An 18,512-nucleotide genomic window follows, 5' to 3' on the forward strand; every position below is an offset into this window, starting at 1 on the left:
CCCGCCCCGCAGCACGCCCACCAGACCTCCTGTCCTGTCCCGCTCACCGGCCGCCCTGGAGTCACCGTGCCCACGAACCGCAAGAGCCTCGCCGTGCTGTCCCTCGCCTCCTGCCTGCTCGCGCTCGCCGCGTGCGGTGACCCCGGCTCGGGCGGAGGCGTCGCCGACCCGACCACGCAGACCTCCGCCACGGGCGCGTCCTGCGAGCCCGTGGCGGGCGAGAAGCTCGTCGTCCTCGAGGACGACAAGACGCTGCAGAACGCCGACAACGTCATCCCGGCGGTGAGCGCCTCGGTCGCGGAGGCGAACCCGACCGTCGTGCCGCTGCTCGACACCGTGTCGGACGCGCTCGACACGGACAAGCTCATCGCGCTCAACAAGGCCGTCGACATCGACCGGCAGACGTCCAGCGAGGTCGCGCACGGCTTCGTCAAGGACGAGGGGCTGGCGGCACAGGAGAAGTCCGGCGAGGGCGTGTCCGTCGTGATCGGCGCCGCGAACTTCTCGGAGAGCAGCACCCTCGCGAACATCTACGCCGAGGTGCTGCGCACCGCCGGCTTCGACGCGCAGGTCCGGGAGATCGGGGCACGCGAGACGTACCTGCCGGCGCTCGAGTCCGGTGAGCTCGCCGCCGTCCCCGAGTACGCGGCGACGCTCGCCGAGTTCCTCAACGCCTCGGTCAACGGCGCGGACGCCGAGCCGGTCGCGTCGGGTGACGTCGACGCGACCGTCGCGGCGCTCGAGCCGCTCGCGGCAGAGCGCGGCCTCGTCGTCGGAGCGGCGTCCGCGGCGCAGGACCAGAACGCGTTCGCGGTCACGCAGGAGTTCGCCGACGAGCACGGCGTCTCGACGCTGTCCGAGCTCGCCGAGGCGTGCGGCGGCGGGCTGACGCTCGCCGGTCCCGCGGAGTGCCCCGAGCGACCCTTCTGCCAGCCTGGCCTCGAGGAGACCTACGGCCTGGTGTTCACCGACTTCACCGCCTACGACTTCGCCCTGATCGGTGAGGCCGTGCGCAAGGGCGAGGCGGCCATCGGGCTGGTGCTGTCGAGCGACGGCTCGCTCGGCTGAGCGAGCCGCGGGGCCGGCCGGCCGAGCCCTCAGAGGCCTGCCGTCTCCGCGAACCGGAGCCAGACCTCGCTGACCGTCGGGTAGGACGGCACGGCGTGCCACAGCCGTGACAGCGGCAGCTCGCCGACCACCGCGACGGTCGCGGCGTGCAGCATCTCGGCGGCGTCGGGTCCGACGAACGTCGCGCCGACCACCACGTCGTCGCGCGCGGTGTCGAGGACGAGCTGCGCCTGGCCGGCGTAGTCCGGGGAGATGACGCTCGCTCCCGCCAGGTTCGCGAGGTCGTAGGACACGACGCGCACGTCGAGCCCGGCGTCCCGGGCGGCGCGCTCGGTCAGGCCCACCCAGGCGACCTCCGGATCGGTGAAGACGACCTGGGGCACCGCGGCGTGGTCGGCGCTCGCGCGGTACCGGCTCCAGGGACCCGCCGCAGCCTCGGCTGCGCGCGCGGCGTCGTCGGAGCCGAACCGCGCCGCGACCACGTCGCCCGCGACCCGCGCGTCGTACTTGCCCTGGTGCGTCGTGCCGGTGCGCCCGGTCACGTCGCCGACCGCGAACAGCCACGGCACGTCCGGGACCGCGAGCGCGTCGTCGACGTCGATCGGCCGGCCCGGTTCCAACCCGATCGTCTCCAGGCCGAGGTCCCCCGTCCGCGGGTGCCGCCCCGTGGCCACCAGGAGCTCGTCGGCCGTGACCACCTCGTCCTCGAGCGTGACGCGCACGCCGTCGTCGTCACGTCGCACCGAGCGCGTCTGCGCCCCGAGGACCACGCGCACGCCGCGCGACCGCAGGGAGTCGAGCACTGCCTCGCCGGCGAACGGCTCGGCCCCGGCGAGCGGGCGCTGCCCGCGCACGAGCACCGTCACGTCGCTACCGAGGCTCGCGAACGCGGTCGCGAGCTCGCACGCCACGACCCCGCCGCCGAGCACCACGAGCCGGGCGGGCACGTGCCGCGCGGACGTCGCGTCGCGGCTGGTCCAGGGGCGGGCGTCGGCGAGGCCCTCGACGGGCGGGATCGTCGGCTGCGAGCCGGTCGCGACGATCACGGCACGACGCGCCTCGACGGGCAGGCTCCCCTCGTCGGACTCGACGACGAGGGCGCGGGGTCCGGTGAACCGTGCGTGCCCGCGCAGGAGCGTGAGCCCGGCGCTCGCGACCCAGTCGGCCTGCGAGGAGTCGTCCCACCGGTTGGTGATCTCGTCGCGTCGCGCGAGCACGGCGGCGACGTCGAGGTCGCCCGGGTCGGCGACGCCCGGGGTGCGCCGCGCGGCGTCGCGCGCCGCGCCTGGTCGCAGCAGGGCCTTGGACGGCATGCACGCCCAGTACGAGCACTCCCCGCCGACGAGCGCGCCCTCGACGAGAGCGACCTGCAGCCCGGTGCGTGAGGCGCGGTCCGCGGCGTTCTCGCCGACCGCTCCGCCGCCGAGCACCACCACGTCGAACGTCCGCTGCGCCTGCACCATGGGTTCTCCCGTGTCCGTGCCGGCCGGGTCGACCGGTCCCGTCGCCATGCTTGCGCCTCCGGACACGTCACGCACCACCTCGTGCGCCGCGGGTTCGCGCGGCGAGCACGTCGGGGACGTGTCAGCGGCGCGCGTACCGGTCGACGAAGGCCGCGAGGATGCGCGGCGGCGCCCACACGTCCGCCGACGCGACCCCGGCCAGCACGTACTCCTGCTCCCCGGGCTCGTAGTAGCCGTAGCCGCCGTAGATCCGGATGCGCGCGGAGATCCCGGCCACGTCGAGCTCGGGGTGGAACTGCGTCGCGTACAGGTTGCGCCGCACCCGGAACATCTGGACGGGGCACGTGGCCGAGCTCGCGAGGAGGGTCGCGGTGGGCGGCAGGACGCGGCACGCCTCCTTGTGCCCGACGAACGCGTCGAACTCGTCGGGCACGTCGGCCAGCAGCGGGTCACGGCGACCCTCGGGTGTGAGCGTGATTCGCACCGCGCTGATCGGCTCGGCGTACGTGCGGTCGATGACGCCGCCCTGGTGCGTGCCGAGCGTCCCGACGCCGTAGCACGCGCCGAGGAACGGCAGGTCGCGCGGGACGACCCGGTCGAGCAGCGCAGCCATCTCGCGTTCGACCCGCACCTGCACGGCGGACTTGCGGTCCGCGGGGGCGCTCGCGTCGAACGGGCTCCCGCCCACGACGATCCCGCTGATCGCGTCGAGGTCGAGCTCGGGCATCGGCCCGGCCTCCATCCGGACGCGGACCAGCGACCCCTCGTCCAGCCCCCCGAACCGCAGCACCTGGGCGTACTCGTCGTCCGCGGCGGCGTCCTCGGCGCGCGAAGCCAGGAGCACGAACGGCTTCATGTCACGACGCTATCCCCGCCGGCCGCGTCCGTCCGGGTGACGGCGGACGCGGGTCGTGGCGCGCGGGCATCCGGTCTGCCAGCCTCGCCGTGGGGCCGACGAGGACGAGACGGGGTGACGGCATGGCACGCGTGACGGTGCCCGCGGTGATCGGCGCCGCCCTGGTGGCGGCCCTGGGCGGCATCGTCGTCGCGGGCTGGCAGCTGAGCCGACCGGACGACGGCGCGCTCGCGTCCGAGGTCCTCGGGCGGGCCGAGGTCAGCCTGACCGAGACCTACACAGGGCCCCCGGGCGTGTGCCCGGGCTACACGACGAACGTGCCCACCCCGATGCGGTGGACGGACGCCGACAGCGCGACCACGATGCTCGACGACGACGGGCTCCTGCTGACCTGCTTCGGGTCGGTCGACGAGGTCGGCCACCTGGCCGAGCTGCTCGCCGAGCGTCAGGCGCACGGCATCCGGGCGAGCGACGCGAGCGACGCCGCGAACTACCCGCTGCGGGGCGCGCCCGTGCGGGTGACCTCGCCGCTCGGGGCGTCGATCCGGTTCGAGTACGTGGTCGGCCGCAGCACGGTCACCGAGTGGGTCGTCGAGCGCGACGGCGCGATCTTCGGGGTCGGCTACCTGCACGACGGGTCGGCGCCGCACCTCGCCGAGGTCGAGGCCGTCATGGCGGGGTGGCGCTGGTCCTGACGGCGGATGGGAGGATCGGGCGGTGCCCGCCACTCTCGCCGACCGGATCCCGGCCGATCCCACCGACCCCGACGCGCTCTACGAGGCCTTCACGGGGTGGGCGGCCGAGCAGGGCCTGACGCTCTACCCGCACCAGGAGGAGTCACTCCTCGAGCTGGTCACGGGCAGCCACGTGATCCTGTCGACGCCGACGGGCTCCGGCAAGTCCCTCGTCGCGACCGCGGCGCACTTCGTCGCGCTCGCGCAGGGCCGGCGGACGTTCTACACCGCGCCGCTGAAGGCCCTGGTCAGCGAGAAGTTCTTCGCGCTGGTGGCGGCATTCGGCTCGCAGAACGTCGGCATGATGACGGGCGACTCGGCGGTCAACCCGGACGCACCGATCATCTGCTGCACCGCCGAGATCCTCGCCAACCTCGCGCTGCGCGACGGTGCGGACGCGGACGCGCGTCAGGTGGTGATGGACGAGTTCCACTTCTACTCCGACCCGCAGCGCGGGTGGGCGTGGCAGGTCCCGCTGCTCGAGCTGCCGCACGCGCAGTTCGTCCTCATGTCGGCGACGCTCGGCGACGTCACGTTCTTCGCCGACGACCTGCGCCGTCGCACGGGCGGCGAGGTCGCCGTCATCACCAACGCCGAGCGCCCGGTGCCGTTGACCTTCTCGTACGTCGTCGAGCCGCTGCACGACGTGCTCGACGAGCTGGTCCGGACCCGGCGCGCACCGGTGTACGTCGTGCACTTCACGCAGAAGGAGGCCGTCGAGCGCGCGCAGTCGCTGCTGTCGGCGCACCTGACGAGCCGCGAGCAGCGCGACGCGATCGCGGCCGAGCTGGGTGCGTTCCGGTTCGGGCCGGGCTTCGGCAAGACGCTCTCGCGCCTGCTGCGGCACGGCGTAGGCGTGCACCACGCGGGGATGCTGCCCAAGTACCGCCGGGTCGTCGAGCGCCTGACGCAGCGCGGCCTGCTGCCGGTGGTGTGCGGCACGGACACGCTCGGCGTCGGCATCAACGTGCCGATCCGCACGGTCGTGCTGACGAGCCTGGTCAAGTACGACGGTCAGCGCATGCGGCACCTGTCGGCGCGCGAGTTCCACCAGATCGCGGGGCGGGCCGGGCGCGCGGGCTTCGACACGGTCGGCGAGGTCGTCGTCATGGCGCCCGAGCACGTCATCGAGAACCGCAAGGCGCTCGAGCGCGCGGGCGACGACCCGCGCAAGCTCAAGAAGATCGTGCGCAAGCAGGCGCCCAGCGGGCACGTGAACTGGACCGACAAGACGTTCGAGCGCCTGCGCGACGCGCCGCCCGAGCCGCTGACCAGCAGCTTCGCGGTCACGCACGCGATGGTCCTGCACGTCCTCGCGCGCGGCGCCAAGGGTGAGGACCCGGTGGTCGCGATGACCCGGCTGCTGGCCGACAACCACGAGCCCGAGGGTGCGCGCGGACGCCACGTGCGTCAGGCGGTGGCGGTGTACCGCTCGCTCCGCGCGGCCGGGGTGGTCGAGCGGGTGTGGGTCGACGACGCCTCGGCGCCGAAGGGCCGTCGCCGGACGGTGCGGCTCACGCACGACCTGCCCGCCAACTTCGCGCTCAACCAGGCGCTGTCGCCGTTCGCGTACGCGGCCCTCGAGCTGCTCGACCGCACGGACCCCGCGTACGCGCACGACGTCGTCTCGGTGCTCGAGGCCACGCTCGACGACCCGCGGCAGGTGCTCGCGGCGCAGGAGAACAAGGCGCGCGGCGAGGCCGTCGCCGCGATGAAGGCCGACGGCCTGGACTACGACGAGCGCATGGCGCTGCTCGAGGACGTCACCTACCCGCGCCCCCTCGCCGACCTGCTCTCGGCCGCGTTCGCGACGTACCGCACGACGAACCCGTGGGTCGCCGACCTCGAGCTCTCCCCCAAGTCGGTGGTCCGCGAGATGCACGAGCGCGCCGCGACGTTCGCGGAGTACGTCAGCCTCTACACGCTCGACCGCACCGAGGGCGTGCTGCTGCGCTACCTGGCGGACGCCTACCGGGCGCTGCGTCAGACCGTCCCGGACGACGCGCGCACCGAGGAGCTGTGGGAGGTCGTCGAGTGGCTCGGCGACCTGGTGCGCCGCACGGACTCGAGCCTGCTGGACGAGTGGGAGCGCCTCGCCAACCCGCTCGACGAGCCCGGCGCCGACGCGCCGGGTGGGGTCGACGACGACACGCCCGAGCCGATCACCGAGAACCCGCGGGTGTTCCGCGCACTCGTCCGCGGTGCGTTGTTCCGCCGCGTCGAGCTCGCCGCGCGTGAGCAGTACGGCGCGCTCGCGGCGCTCGGTGACCGCGACGAGGACGACGAGCCGTGGACGGCCGACCGTTGGTCGCAGGCGCTGGACCCGTTCTACGACGACCACGACGAGATCCTCACGGGAGCGCCCGCGCGCGGACCCGCGTTGTTCCAGGTCACGACGAGTCCGACGACGTGGCGCGTGCGTCAGCTGCTCGACGACCCGGAGGGCGACCACGACTGGCGCATCGACGCGGTCGTCGACCTGCCGGCCTCGGACGAGCTCTCCGAGGTCGTCCTGCGGGTCGTGGCGGTCGGTCCGCTCTGAGCCGGCGGCGGCGTCGGCGGCCCGCCCGACGGGCCGTGCCGGAGCGTGGAGCAAGGGTAGGCAATCCTGCGTTTGCGCAGGTCAGGCCAGCCTTTCCAACGATGACAGGCCGTCAGAACGTGCCTACGGTGACGGCATGACCGTCCTGACGACGCTCCTGCACCCCCGGCAGTCGGACGACCCGGTCGACGGCGCCCGCCTCAACGGCCTGCGCGCGGGTGTCCTGGGCGCGAACGACGGCATCGTCTCGGTCGCCGCGATCGTCGTCGGCGTGGCCGGTGCGACGCCCGGCTCGACCGCGATCCTCACGGCCGGGATCGCCGGACTCGTGGCCGGTGCCCTGTCGATGGCGGCGGGCGAGTACGTCTCGGTCAGCTCGCAGCGTGACGCCGAGCGTGCGGGGCAGGTCGCGGACGAGGACCTCGTCAACCCGTGGCACGCGGCGGTGGCCTCGCTCGGGGCGTTCCTCGTCGGCGGCATCGTGCCGGTCCTCGTGGCGCTCCTGCCGTGGGGGCCGGCGATCGTGCCGGCGGTGTTCGTCGCGGTCGTCGCCGCACTCGTCGTGACCGGGGCGGTCAGCGCACGCGTCGGCGGCGCGCCCGTGCGGCCCGCCGTGCGGCGCAACGTCGTCGGCGGGTCGCTCGCGATGGTGATCACCTACGTGATCGGCGCGGCGGTCGGGCTCGCGGTCTAGCGGCACCCCGACGGACCGAGGACGCGCGTCCCGGCACCCACCTCGGCCGTCCTAGGCTTGCGCGCGTGGCCAAGAACGCCAAGCACGCACCGACCGGCACCCCCGCGCTCGTCGCGCTGACGCAGGCGGGCGTCCCGCACACCGCGCACCCGTACGAGCTCGACCCCGCCTCCGACGTCGGCTACGGCCTCGAGGCGGCGCAGGTCCTCGGTGTGCCGCCCGAGCAGGTCTTCAAGACCCTCATGACGGTGGTCGACGGGGCGCTCACGGTCGCGGTGGTGCCTGTGACCGGTCAGCTCGACCTCAAGGCGCTCGCCGCCGCCGCGGGCGGCAAGAAGGCAGCGATGGCCCCGAAGCCCGACGCCGAGCGCGCGACGGGGTACGTCGTCGGCGGCATCTCCCCGCTCGGGCAGCGTCAGGCGCACCCCACCGTCGTCGACGAGACCGTGTGGCTGTTCGACACCGTGTTCGTCTCGGGGGGTCGGCGCGGGCTCGACGTCGAGCTCGCGCCCGACGACCTCGTGCGGCTCACGTCCGCGACGGTCGCCGACATCGCCAAGGACTGACCGCCCGGACGGATCCGAGGCCCGTCGTCCGGGTGGACCGGGTGGCGGGCGCGCTCAGCCCCGGTCCGGTCCCCCGTAGGCGGCGAACCCACGCTCCGACGGCACGATCTGCTTGCCGAGCGGCATGAGCGAGATCGGGATCATCTTGAGGTTGGCGATCGCCAGCGGGATCCCGATGATCGTCACGAACAGCGCGATCGCCGTGACGAGGTGCTCGATCGCGAGCCAGATCCCCGCGACGACGATCCAGATGACGTTGCCGATGACGGACCACGCGCCGGCGGTGGGCTTGTCGACGACCGTGCGCCCGAACGGCCACAGCGCGTACCCCGCGATCCGGAACGAGGCGATACCGAACGGGATCGTGACGATGAGCAGGCAGCAGATGATGCCCGCGACCACGTACCCGAGCGCGAGCCAGAACCCCGCCAGGACCAGCCAGATCAGGTTGAGCAGCGTCTTCACGGACCACACCGTGCCACGCGACGTGCACCCGCACCAGGGCGGACGCGGCGCGCGCCCCGCGTCCGTGGACCGTTCGTCGGCACGGGGCAGGGTCCGTTAGGTTGCTGGGTCGTGGAGGCCGACGTCCAGCTCGACGCACCGCTCGCGGCGGTGCGCGCCCGCGTCACCCGGGCGTGCGAGGCGGCCGGCCGGGACCCCGGCGACGTGACGCTCCTGCTCGCCTCGAAGGCGCAGACCACGGCGGCGACGCGCGCCGCGCTGCAGGCCGATGAGCGCGCCCGCGCGGCCGACCCGTCACTGCGTCCCGTGCTGCTCGGCGAGAGCAAGGTCCAGGAGCTCGTCGCGAAGGCACCCGACCTGGTGGACCTCGCGCCCTCGTGGCACATGATCGGGCCGCTGCAGTCCAACAAGGTCAACGCGGCGCTGCGCTGGGTGTCGTGCGTCGAGTCGGTCGCGTCCGTCGACCTCGCCCGGCGCCTCGCGGTCCGCGCGGCCGCGCGCGACGTCCCGCTCGACGTCATGCTGCAGGTCAACGTCTCGGGCGAGCCGACGAAGCAGGGGGTCGCCCCGCACGAGGCCGTGCGGCTCGCGGTGGAGGTGGGCGCCCTGGAGGGCCTGCGGGTCGTCGGCTTCATGACGATCGGCGCCCGCTCGGACGACGACCGCGTGGTCGCGGCCGGCTACGACCGGCTGCGCGAGGTGCGCGACGACGTCGTCGCGAGCGGGGCGCCGGGCACCGCGAGCGCGTGCGGGCTGTCGATGGGCATGAGCGGCGACCTCGAGCTCGCGATCGCCTGCGGCTCGACCACGGTGCGCGTCGGCACGGCGGTGTTCGGCAGCCGTCCGGCGGCCACGGGTCGCTGAGGGCGCAGGCGGGGCGAACTGGCCCGGCGCAGCGCAGCGATCTCGCGCGCGTGCAGCACGGCCATGCGCCGCAGCTCGCGGTCCAGGGTCAGGCTCTCGTGCGCCACGCGTCCTCCATCGGTGCCCAGGCGGCGATCCGGCCGCCCGTCGTCCTGTCTGTGTCGTCTGGTCGTCGACACCTGCACGTCAGGGGCCGGGAGCTCACGCCGAGATACCGGGCGGGGCGGATGACGCGGCCTCCGGTGACCTCCTGTCGGTCCGGCACCGCCCCGTCGCACGTCACAATGGGCGTGTGAGCGACGAACGCGACCGGCGGCTGCCCGCCTGGGTGTACCGCCAGGGCGTCGAGCCCGACGCGCGGTTCTCCCTCGCCAACGAGCGCACGTTCCTCGCGTGGGTGCGCACGGCGCTCGCGCTGCTCGCCGCGGGCGTCGCGCTCGAGGCGCTCGATCTGCCGATCGAGGAGCGGCTGCGGCTGGCCGCCTCGGTGCTGCTCGTGATGCTCGGGGCGCTGGCCCCACTGCTCGGCTGGTGGGGCTGGGCGCGCGCCGAGCGGTCGATGCGCACCGACGCCCGGCTGCCGGCACCTGTCGGCTTCGTGATCCTGGTGGCCGGCGTGGCCGCCGCCGGGGTCCTGGTGCTCCTCGGGCTGGTCGTCCGGTGACCGCCGACCGCCCGGCAGGTCTCGCGCTCGAGCGCACGCGGCTCGCGTGGCGGCGCACCGCGCTGGGCCTCGCGGCCGGGTCGGTCGCGGCTGGGCGGCTCCTGCAGGACGTCGTCGGGCCCGCGTCGTGGCTCGTCGCCGCCGCCGGGCTGACGGCGTCGGCGCTCGTCACGCGAGCGGCTTGGCGACGCCTCGTCGGACCGCCGCGGCCCCGGGCACCGCGCCACGCGCCGGACGGCCCGACCGACCCGCACGTCGCGACGGGGCTCAGCCCGGCGCAGGCCCAGGGCGGCGGGCTCGTCGGCGTCGTGGCGGCCGGCACGGCGCTCGTCGGCGTCGCGGCCCTCGTCGTCGTCCTGGCGGGCTGACGCCTGCCGGACGCCCCCGCCGCACCACCCGCCGGGCCACCCCGCCGCACGGGCCCTCCTGCACCGGGGACCGGCTACGGCACGCGTGCGGTCCAGGCCGGGTCGGCGAACTTGCGCACGCGCAGCTGCTCGGCGCGCTCGAGCTCCTCGGGACGCAGCTCGCCCGTCACGCTCGGGTAGCGCGCGCGGAAGTGCGCCTCGAACGCGTCGATGACCGCCTCGCGCGGCATCTGGGTCTGTGAGCGGACCGGGTCGACGCGCTTGGCCGCGCTGCGCGTGCCCTTGTCGGACACCTTCTCGCGGCCGATGCGCAGGACCTCGAGCATCTTCGCGGCGTCGATGTCGTACGACATCGTCACGTGGTGCAGCACCGCGCCGCCGACGAGGCGCTTCTGCGCCGAGCCCGCGAGCTTGCCGCCGGGTGACGAGATGTCGTTCAGGCCCGAGAGCGTCGCGGTGACGCCGACGTCCGCGAGCGCGCCCAGCACCCACTGGTTGAGGAACGCGTACGACTCCTCGAACGACATCCCGTCGACGAGCGAGCCGGGCACGACGAGCGAGAACGTGATGCAGTTGCCCGCCTCCATGAACATCGCGCCACCGCCCGAGATGCGACGCACGACCGTGATGCCGTAGCGCTCGGCCGCCTCGAGGTCGACCTCGTTGCGCAGCGACTGGAACGAGCCGATGACCACCGCGGGCTCCTCCCAGTCCCAGAACCGCAGCGTCGGGCCGCGACGCCCCGCCGCGAGCTCCTCGGTGAGCACCTGGTCGAGTGCGGTGTGCAGCGCAGGCGGGAACGGGCCGGGCCGGATCACCTCGAACGAGTGGTCCTCCCACGACGTCGAGCGGCCCAGCGCGCGACGCACCGCGACCGCGACCGCGCGCTCGTCGAACCCGATCATCGCGACCGGCCCGATCAGTCGGCCGGCATCCTGCGCGGCGGCGAGGTGCTCACGGATCGCGTCCGCGAGGCGCGACGTGGTCGTGTCGACCGGCAGGCCGGTGAGCGCGGCGTCGATCTCGACGAGCGCGTCGTCGGGCTCGAGGAAGAAGTCACCGGCGACGCGCACGTGCGCGAGCACGCCGTCGCGCGTCGCGAGGTCGACCGTGACGAGCTTGCCGCCCGGCACCTTGTACTCGCCGTGCAGGGGCCCCTGCTCGTCGTGCGGCCGACGGTCATGGTGCTGCTCGTCGTGGTGCTGCTCGTGGTGGTGCTGCTCGTCGTGCGTGTCGCTCACGGCGCCCAGCCTAGGCGCGGGCGGACGCGGCACCGACGCAGCGGGGCGGACCCTCCCCGGCGCGCGTCGGAGCCGACGCGTCGGCGCGCACCTGCCGGACCCGCCCGTCAGCTCAGGTCGGCGACCGCCGCCTGCGCGCGCTCCTGCACCATCGTCGACAGCGACTCGGGGGTGCCGAGGCTCGCGAGCAGTGCCGGGACGTCGTCCCCGCCGGCGGTGGCGGTCGCGGTCCACGTCACGATGACGTTCCCGACGAGCATGTGGCCGCGGTAGGCCGGCGCCGAGGTGCCCTCGGCGCTGTGCAGGACCTCCTGCACGATCGCCGGGAAGACGCCCTGGCCCTCGATCGCGGGCTCCGCGGTCCACGTCCCCCCGTCGGTCCCGGGGTTGACCTGGGAGTACGTGGGGCAGCCGTCGATCGTGGTGACGAGGTCGCGGAACGCGTCCTGCGCGGCGGTGGCGTCGGCGAGCCGCGTGAGCTCCTGGGTGAAGTCCACCTCGTCGTTGACGAGCGACCGCGCGACGTAGCCCGGCGGTGCGGTCGCGACGACGGTGCGCGCGACCGTGCACTCGGCAGGCTCCACCGACGAGCCCTCCGGCAGGCCCCAGGGCAGCTCGCCAACCGCGATCCCCGTCTCGACGCCGTCCGCCGCGGCGGGCACGGCCTCCTCGAGCGCGGGCTTGCGCACGAACAGCGACGTGACGGTCTCGTCGTCGAACAGGGCGTCCGCCCCCGGCACGGGCGGCGGCGAGGGCGTGGCCGTCAGGCTCGGCGCGACCGTCGGTGCGGCGGTCGTCGGGGTCGGCGTGGGCGTGGGGGTGGTCATGGTCGCGTCGACGATCGGCTCCGTCTCGTGGTCGGCCCAGGGCTGGACGATGAGCAGCACGGCGGCGACGGCCGCGACGACGACGATCGCCACGACCCACCACCAGCGGCGGTCGGGCGAGTCCTGCGACGCGTCAGGCGAACCCGCCCCGCCGGAACCGGCCGGCTCGGTGCTCGTCACGCGCGTCCTCTCCTCGTGCCTGATCCGCAGGCGTGCTCGCTGCGGCGACCCGGGACCGGCCGGGAGGGGGTCCCGGGTCGACCGACGGTGGTCGTCGTGTCCGAGGCTAGGCCCGTTCGCGGTCGACCGCTATCGCCCTCGCGGTCGAGACATCAACGCGGCACGACCCCGCGGTTGCGCAGGCCCCAGATCGTCCCGTCGGTCAGCGCCTCCCAGGACGCCTCGAGCAGGTTCGGACCCACACCCACGGTCTGCCACACGGTCTGACCGTCGGTGAGCTCGATGAGCACGCGCGTCACGGCGTCCGTGCCGTGCATCGAGTCGAGGATGCGCACCTTGAAGTCGATGAGCTCGAACGACTCGAGCTCGGGGTAGACGCCGACGAGCGCCCGGCGCAGCGCGTGGTCGAGCGCGTTCACGGGGCCGTTGCCCTCGCCCGTGGTGACGATCCGCTCGCCGCCCGCGTGCAGCTTGACGGTCGCCTCGGCGTTCGCGGGTGTCCCGCGGCCCCCGACTCGCTCGACGATGGTCCGCCAGGACTCGACGCTGAAGTACTGCGGCCGCTTGCCCTCGATCTCCTCGACGAGCATGAGCTCGAACGACGCGTCGGCGGCCTCGTAGGTGTAGCCACGCGCCTCGGCGTCCTTGACCCGGTCGGTCACCCGCGAGAGGACGTCGGGGCTCTGCGACAGGTCGAAGCCGAGCTCGCGGCCCTTGAGCTCGATGGACGCACGCCCCGCCATGTCGGAGACGAGCATGCGCATGTCGTTGCCGATCCGCGCGGGGTCGATGTGCTGGTAGAGGTCCGGGTCGACGCGGATCGCCGACGCGTGCAGGCCGGCCTTGTGCGCGAACGCGCTCGCGCCCACGTACGGCGAGCGGGCGAACGGCGAGATGTTCGTGATCTCGCTGATCGCGTGCGCGATGTGGGTGAGCTCGGTGAGCCGCGACGTGCCGTCCTCGTCGCGCCCGAGCACGGGCAGGCCGTACTTGAGCTCGAGGTTCGCGACGACCGCGAGCAGGTCCGCGTTGCCGGTGCGCTCGCCGTAGCCGTTCACCGTCCCCTGCACGTGCGCGCACCCGGCCTCGACGGCCGCGAGCGTGTTGGCGACCGCGCAGCCCGAGTCGTTGTGCGCGTGCATCCCGAGCACGGCGTCGGGACCGAGCGAGTCCCGCACCTCCGCGACGATCTGCGACACCCACGCGGGGACCATGCCACCGTTCGTGTCGCACAGTGCGACGACCTGCGCTCCGGCCTCGAACGCGGTCGTGACCGCGGCGCGCGCGTACGCGGCGTCGTAGCGGTAGCCGTCGAAGAAGTGCTCGGCGTCGACGACGACCCTTCGCCCCTCGGCCACGAGGAACGAGACCGTGTCGGCGATCATCGCGAGGTTCTCCTCGCCCGTGGTGCGCAGCGCGCGCTCGGCGTGCCGGATGTCGCTCTTGGCGACGAGGGCGACGACCGGGGCCTCCGAGTCGAGCAGCGCGCGCACCTGCGGGTCCTGCGACGCGCGCGCCCCGGCCTTGCGGGTCGAGCCGAACGCCGCGAGCTCGGCGTTGCGCAGGTCGAGCTCCTTGGCGGCGCGCTTGAAGAACTCGGTGTCCTTGGGCACCGCGCCGGGCCAGCCGCCCTCGATGAACCCGACGCCGAGCTCGTCGAGCAGCGCGGCGATCGCCAGCTTGTCGGCGACCGACAGCGCGATCCCCTCCTGCTGGGCGCCGTCGCGCAGCGTCGTGTCGTAGACCTGCAGGGTGCCGGCCGGCGCGCCCGCGAGGTGCGGGAGCGCGACGTCGACGCGCTGGTCGAGGTTCGCTTCGGGAGTCGCTGCGTTCACGGTGGTGCTCTCTTCGGGGCGTGCGGAGTGCTCGGGACGCGTGCTGCTGGGCCTCGTGCGGGTGCGGGGGTGTCCTCGTGAGACGGACCCGCACCAACAAAAAGACCCCCCGGGGTACGGGAGGTCTGCGCGTCAGCGGGTGTGCTGACGCGCTAGTCGATAATCGAGGTCCACGGGGACATGCCGCCATGGTGACACACGCCACCCGGTGCGGTCACGCCTGGCGCGCCTGGTTCCACCCCTCGGACGTCGTCGGGGGTACGAGGGCGCCGCGCGTGAGCCCCGTCGGCTCGCGCGCGGGCACCGCTCGAGATGCGGTCGGCGCCCAGGTCACTAGCGTGAACGGACGACGACATCCGTCGTCCGCACCCCTGGAGGCCCGCGTGAGCGCACTGCCCCCCGACACCCCGCCCGAGCGCCAGCCGGTCACCCGTCCGCTGCCACCCGCAGCGACCCCGTCGGGCGTGCCCGCCTCGTCGGCGCCTCCCCCGGTCGTCGTCCCGTCCGCCACTCCTGCGGCCGCGGTGCCGCCCGCATGGGCGCCGGGGTCCCCACCACCGCCGCAGTCACGCATCGTGCTGCGCGCCGGGCCCTTCTGGGGCGGTGCCCTCGCGACGGCGCTCGTCGCCGCGCTCGTCGGGGTCGTCGGTGTGCTCGTGCTGCAGTCGATCCTCGACGTCGACCTCGTCGTGCACGACCCGGCGGGCGTCGACGACGACTACCTCGCGTACGCGCTCGGCGGCTTCGTCGCTGCGCTCGCCGCCGCCGCCCTCCTGCACCTGCTCGTCGTCTCGACGCCCCGCCCGCGCGCGTTCTTCGGCTGGATCATGGCGCTCGCCATCGTCGTGGTGGCGCTCCTGCCGCTCACGTGGACCGACGACGTGACGTCCGCGCTGTGCACGGGGCTGGTCAACCTCCTCGTCGGCGTCGCGATCTGGTCCCTGCTGGCCGGGGTGCTCACGCGCACGACGGCGGTGGTCTCGACCTGACGCACCGGCGGCGTCTGGCCGCCTGTTCCCCGTCTGGTTTCCGCCGCCTGGTTCCCGCCGCCTGGTTCCCGCCATCTCGCCGCGCCGCCTCGTCCCGCCGCGTGGTCGCGCACGCCGTCCAGCACGACGAAGGGGACGCCCCGCTCGGAGCGTCCCCTTCGTCGTCGTCCCGGGCCTCGGACCGGCCGGTGCGGACCGGCGGCTCAGGCAGGCTCAGACCAGGCGGTGCAGCCAGCCGTGGCGGTCGGCCGCGCGGCCGTACTGGATGTCGGTGAGCTCGGCGCGCGTGCGCGTCGTGACCGGGCCGGCCTCGCCGTCGGCGACCGTCAGGTCGAAGTCGGTGCCCTTGAGCCGGCCGATCGGCGTGATCACCGCCGCCGTGCCGCATGCGAACACCTCGGTGATCGACCCGTCCGCGAGACCCGCGCGCAGGTCGGCGAGCGCCACGGGACGCTCGTCGACCTCGTGGCCCGCGTCGCTCAGCAGCCGCAGGATCGACGACCGCGTCACGCCCTCGAGGATCGAGCCCGAGGTCGGCGGCGTCACCACCGAGCCGTCGGCGTGCACGACGACGACGTTCATGCCCCCGAGCTCCTCGAGGTAGGTGTTCGTCGACGCGTCGAGGAAGCAGACCTGCTCGCAGCCGTGCTCGTACGCGCTCTGCTGCGGCAGCAGGCTCGCGGCGTAGTTGCCGCCGCACTTCGCCGCGCCCGTGCCACCCGCACCGGCACGGTGGTAGTCCTGGTCGACCCAGATCGAGACGGGCTTCACGCCGCCCGAGAAGTACGGGCCCACGGGCGAGGCGATGACGAGGTACTCGACCTCGAGCGACGGCCGCACCCCGAGGAACGACTCCGAGGCGTACATGAACGGGCGCAGGTACAGGCTCGTCTCCTCGCCCGTGGGGATCCACGCGGCGTCGGTGCGCACGAGCGCCTCGATCGAGCCGAGGAAGTCCGCCTCGGGCAGCTGCGGCAGCGCGAGCCGCTCGGCCGAGCGCGCGAACCGCGCGGCGTTGGCGTGCGGGCGGAACGTCCACACCGAGCCGTCGGCGTGCCGGTACGCCTTGAGACCCTCGAAGATCTCCTGGCCGTAGTGCAGCACGGCGGTCGCGGGGTCGAGCTGCAGCGGGCCGTAGGGCTCGACCCGCCGGTGGTGCCAGCCCTGCGACTGCGAGTACGAGATGCGGGCCATGTGGTCCGTGAAGACCGTGCCGAACTTGGGCGCGGCCAGCAGCTCGGCGCGCTCGGCGTCGGGCACGGGGTTCGTCGTCGCGTGCACCTCGAAGAGGTCGGCGGACGTGGAGGAAGCGACGGTGCTCATGAAAGGGGCCTTTCACCTGGGCTGGTCTGACGGTACCCGGCGGTGGCGGCCTGGTGCACTGCCCCCGGCGTCGCTCGCGTGCGCGAGGGACGTCAGGGACGGGCCGGCCGTCCCGTCACCGGGGACCCGGGACGGGGAGCGACGGCCTTCGGCAGGACGAGGAGGTCAGCCCGCGACGCGCGCGGCGAGGTCCTTGCCCACCTCGGCCGTCGACCGTACTCGCTCGGCGGAGCCGCGCCCGGCCAGGTCGGCCGCGACGGCGTCCTCGACGGCCTTCGCCTGGGTGTGGAGGCCGAGGTGGTCCAGCAGGAGCGCAACCGAGAGCACCGTGGCGGTGGGGTCCGCCTTGCCCTGGCCGGCGATGTCGGGGGCGGAGCCGTGCACGGGCTCGAACATGCTCGGCGCCGTGCGGTCCGGGTTGATGTTGGCGCTGGCGGCCAGGCCGATCCCGCCCGTGATCGCCGCGGCGAGGTCCGTGAGGATGTCGCCGAACAGGTTGTCCGTGACGATGACGTCGAACCGGCTCGGGTTCGTCACCAGGAAGATCGTCGCGGCGTCGACGTGCAGGTAGTCCACCGTCACGTCGGGGAACTCGGCGTTGACCGCCTCGACCGTGCGGCGCCACAGGTGGCCGGCGTGCACGAGGACGTTGTGCTTGTGCACGAGCGTGAGCTTCTTGCGCGGGCGGGCCGCAGCGCGGGCGAACGCGTCACGCACCACGCGCTCGACGCCGAACGCGGTGTTCACGCTGACCTCGTTCGCGACCTCGTGCGGCGTGCCGACGCGGATCGCGCCGCCGTTGCCGACGTACGGGCCCTCGGTCCCCTCACGCACGACGACGAAGTCGACGTCGCCCGGGTGCGCGAGCGGGCTCGCGACGCCCGGGAACAGCTTGCCGGGACGCAGGTTCACGTAGTGGTCGAGTGCGAAGCGCAGCTTGAGGAGCAGCCCGCGCTCGAGCACGCCGGACGGGACGCTCGGGTCGCCGATCGCGCCGAGCAGGATCGCGTCGTGCGTGCGGATCGCGTCGAGGTCGGTGTCCGTGAGCGTCTCGCCGGTCGCGTGCCAGCGGCGCGCGCCCAGGTCGAAGTCGGTGGTGGAGACGCCCACGCCCGACCCCGCCAGCGCCGCGTCCAGGACGAGCAGGCCCTGCTCGACGACCTCGGTGCCGATGCCGTCCCCGGCGACGACGGCGAGGTGGATGTCCCGTGCGGTGGCGCTGCTGCTCATGTGCTGAGCCTAGACCCGCGTCCCACTGGCCGGACGGTCCATCTCACGATCTGACCACGCCGGTGCCGCCCGGTCAGGCGTCAGTCGACGGCGGGCGTCGGCCCGTCCGTCGGGTACACCAGCTCGTACGTCTCGTGCACCGAGTCCCCCACGACCGTCACGTCCGTGGTCCGGACGAGCGCCCGCGGCTCCCCTCGACTGTCGAGCACGATCGCCATGTCGCCCACGCGCGGCACCTCGTCGTCCGCGAACTCGTCGCGCGGCGCGCGCGAGGACGTGCGCGTCCCGGCGAGGATCTCCCGCACCGCGTCGTCGGCCTCCGCGCCCACGCCGTACGAGAACGACGGCGGCGGCACGACGTCCAGCGGCGCCGACCCCACGATGCCCTCGAGCTTGCCGAAGCCCACGTGACCGCGCGCCGCCTGCCAGAACGCCGTGATCCGGTCGTCGCCGTCCGTGGCGACGTCCGCGTGCTCGTCGGCCACGGACTCGTCGTACCCGCTCATGCCGTGCTCCTCGTCTCGCCGTCGGACCGGTCCGCTCATCCTGCCCGACGACCGCGCAACGCACGCGCCGAGAACGACGAAGCGCGGCGCCCCGTGG

At 74.0% G+C, this 18,512-nt stretch carries 18 protein-coding genes; 9 read left to right on the forward strand and 9 right to left on the reverse strand.

Annotated elements, in window-relative coordinates; all coding sequences use genetic code 11:
* Nucleotides 1-66 precede the first annotated feature (66 nt).
* The gene (locus CPE01_RS01520) at nucleotides 67-1,068 is read left to right on the forward strand and encodes a glycine betaine ABC transporter substrate-binding protein (RefSeq protein ID WP_246783656.1); all 1,002 of its coding nucleotides are present in this window, start codon (nucleotides 67-69) and stop codon (nucleotides 1,066-1,068) included.
* A gap of 29 nt (nucleotides 1,069-1,097) precedes the next feature.
* Here the strand turns inward: CPE01_RS01520 and CPE01_RS01525 are convergent, their stop codons facing one another.
* Both CPE01_RS01525 and CPE01_RS01530 read right to left on the reverse strand, forming a co-directional pair.
* Entirely contained in the window at nucleotides 1,098-2,579 is a 1,482-nt protein-coding gene (locus tag CPE01_RS01525; protein WP_371861964.1) for a dihydrolipoyl dehydrogenase family protein, read from the reverse strand.
* Between the two features lie 73 nt (nucleotides 2,580-2,652).
* Complete coding sequence (locus tag CPE01_RS01530; protein WP_146804861.1) at nucleotides 2,653-3,387, reverse strand: glutamine amidotransferase; 735 nt, start codon at nucleotides 3,385-3,387, stop codon at nucleotides 2,653-2,655.
* Nucleotides 3,388-3,509: 122 nt separating this feature from the next.
* On the opposite strand from CPE01_RS01530, the gene CPE01_RS01535 reads away from it, so the two are divergent.
* From CPE01_RS01535 to ybaK, 4 genes are all read left to right on the forward strand, one after another.
* Nucleotides 3,510-4,082: a hypothetical protein gene (locus CPE01_RS01535; protein ID WP_146804862.1), complete on the forward strand. Its 573-nt coding sequence runs from the start codon at nucleotides 3,510-3,512 to the stop codon at nucleotides 4,080-4,082.
* Nucleotides 4,083-4,104: 22 nt separating this feature from the next.
* Nucleotides 4,105-6,663 (forward strand): DEAD/DEAH box helicase, encoded by a 2,559-nt coding sequence (locus CPE01_RS01540; RefSeq protein ID WP_146804863.1) that lies wholly within the window; start codon nucleotides 4,105-4,107, stop codon nucleotides 6,661-6,663.
* 136 nt (nucleotides 6,664-6,799) lie between these two features.
* The gene (locus CPE01_RS01545; RefSeq protein ID WP_146804864.1) at nucleotides 6,800-7,357 is read left to right on the forward strand and encodes a VIT1/CCC1 transporter family protein; all 558 of its coding nucleotides are present in this window, start codon (nucleotides 6,800-6,802) and stop codon (nucleotides 7,355-7,357) included.
* Between the two features lie 65 nt (nucleotides 7,358-7,422).
* Nucleotides 7,423-7,923, forward strand: coding sequence for a Cys-tRNA(Pro) deacylase (gene ybaK, locus CPE01_RS01550; protein ID WP_146804865.1), 501 nt, complete (start codon nucleotides 7,423-7,425; stop codon nucleotides 7,921-7,923).
* Between the two features lie 54 nt (nucleotides 7,924-7,977).
* Here ybaK and CPE01_RS01555 read toward each other — a convergent pair whose 3' ends face one another.
* Nucleotides 7,978-8,388 carry a YccF domain-containing protein gene (locus CPE01_RS01555; protein WP_146804866.1) on the reverse strand — a complete coding sequence of 137 codons (411 nt, stop codon included), beginning with the start codon at nucleotides 8,386-8,388 and terminating at the stop codon, nucleotides 7,978-7,980.
* 111 nt (nucleotides 8,389-8,499) lie between these two features.
* Here CPE01_RS01555 and CPE01_RS01560 point away from each other — a divergent pair, with 111 nt between their 5' ends.
* From CPE01_RS01560 to CPE01_RS01570, 3 genes are all read left to right on the forward strand, one after another.
* Entirely contained in the window at nucleotides 8,500-9,252 is a 753-nt protein-coding gene (locus CPE01_RS01560; RefSeq protein WP_146804867.1) for a YggS family pyridoxal phosphate-dependent enzyme, read from the forward strand.
* Between the two features lie 292 nt (nucleotides 9,253-9,544).
* Nucleotides 9,545-9,916, forward strand: coding sequence for a YidH family protein (locus tag CPE01_RS01565; protein ID WP_146804868.1), 372 nt, complete (start codon nucleotides 9,545-9,547; stop codon nucleotides 9,914-9,916).
* Nucleotides 9,913-10,284: a DUF202 domain-containing protein gene (locus CPE01_RS01570; protein ID WP_146804869.1), complete on the forward strand. Its 372-nt coding sequence runs from the start codon at nucleotides 9,913-9,915 to the stop codon at nucleotides 10,282-10,284. Before CPE01_RS01565 ends, CPE01_RS01570 begins: the two co-directional genes overlap by 4 nt.
* A 74-nt stretch (nucleotides 10,285-10,358) precedes the next feature.
* On the opposite strand, the gene lplAB is transcribed toward CPE01_RS01570, so the two are convergent.
* From lplAB to cimA, 3 genes are all read right to left on the reverse strand, one after another.
* On the reverse strand, nucleotides 10,359-11,435 hold the full coding sequence (gene lplAB, locus CPE01_RS01575) for a lipoate-protein ligase LplAB (RefSeq protein WP_146804947.1): 1,077 nt from the start codon (nucleotides 11,433-11,435) through the stop codon (nucleotides 10,359-10,361).
* A 197-nt stretch (nucleotides 11,436-11,632) separates the two neighbouring features.
* Entirely contained in the window at nucleotides 11,633-12,532 is a 900-nt protein-coding gene (locus CPE01_RS01580) for a sensor domain-containing protein (protein WP_146804870.1), read from the reverse strand.
* Nucleotides 12,533-12,684: 152 nt separating this feature from the next.
* Nucleotides 12,685-14,283 (reverse strand): citramalate synthase, encoded by a 1,599-nt coding sequence (gene cimA, locus CPE01_RS01585; protein ID WP_146804948.1) that lies wholly within the window; start codon nucleotides 14,281-14,283, stop codon nucleotides 12,685-12,687.
* A 467-nt stretch (nucleotides 14,284-14,750) separates the two neighbouring features.
* Here cimA and CPE01_RS01590 point away from each other — a divergent pair, with 467 nt between their 5' ends.
* Nucleotides 14,751-15,356 (forward strand): DUF6069 family protein, encoded by a 606-nt coding sequence (locus tag CPE01_RS01590; RefSeq protein ID WP_246783657.1) that lies wholly within the window; start codon nucleotides 14,751-14,753, stop codon nucleotides 15,354-15,356.
* A gap of 213 nt (nucleotides 15,357-15,569) precedes the next feature.
* Here the strand turns inward: CPE01_RS01590 and CPE01_RS01595 are convergent, their stop codons facing one another.
* From CPE01_RS01595 to CPE01_RS01605, 3 genes are all read right to left on the reverse strand, one after another.
* Nucleotides 15,570-16,679: a branched-chain amino acid aminotransferase gene (locus CPE01_RS01595; RefSeq protein ID WP_146804871.1), complete on the reverse strand. Its 1,110-nt coding sequence runs from the start codon at nucleotides 16,677-16,679 to the stop codon at nucleotides 15,570-15,572.
* A gap of 165 nt (nucleotides 16,680-16,844) precedes the next feature.
* A complete protein-coding gene (locus tag CPE01_RS01600; protein ID WP_146804872.1) occupies nucleotides 16,845-17,909 on the reverse strand; it encodes a 3-isopropylmalate dehydrogenase in 1,065 nt (354 codons plus the stop codon).
* An 80-nt stretch (nucleotides 17,910-17,989) separates the two neighbouring features.
* Entirely contained in the window at nucleotides 17,990-18,415 is a 426-nt protein-coding gene (locus CPE01_RS01605) for an ASCH domain-containing protein (RefSeq protein ID WP_146804873.1), read from the reverse strand.
* Nucleotides 18,416-18,512: the final 97 nt, after the last annotated feature.

The sequence above is a fragment of the Cellulomonas persica genome (genome assembly GCF_007989825.1).
In the GTDB taxonomy this organism is placed as follows: Bacteria; Actinomycetota; Actinomycetes; order Actinomycetales; family Cellulomonadaceae; genus Cellulomonas; species Cellulomonas persica.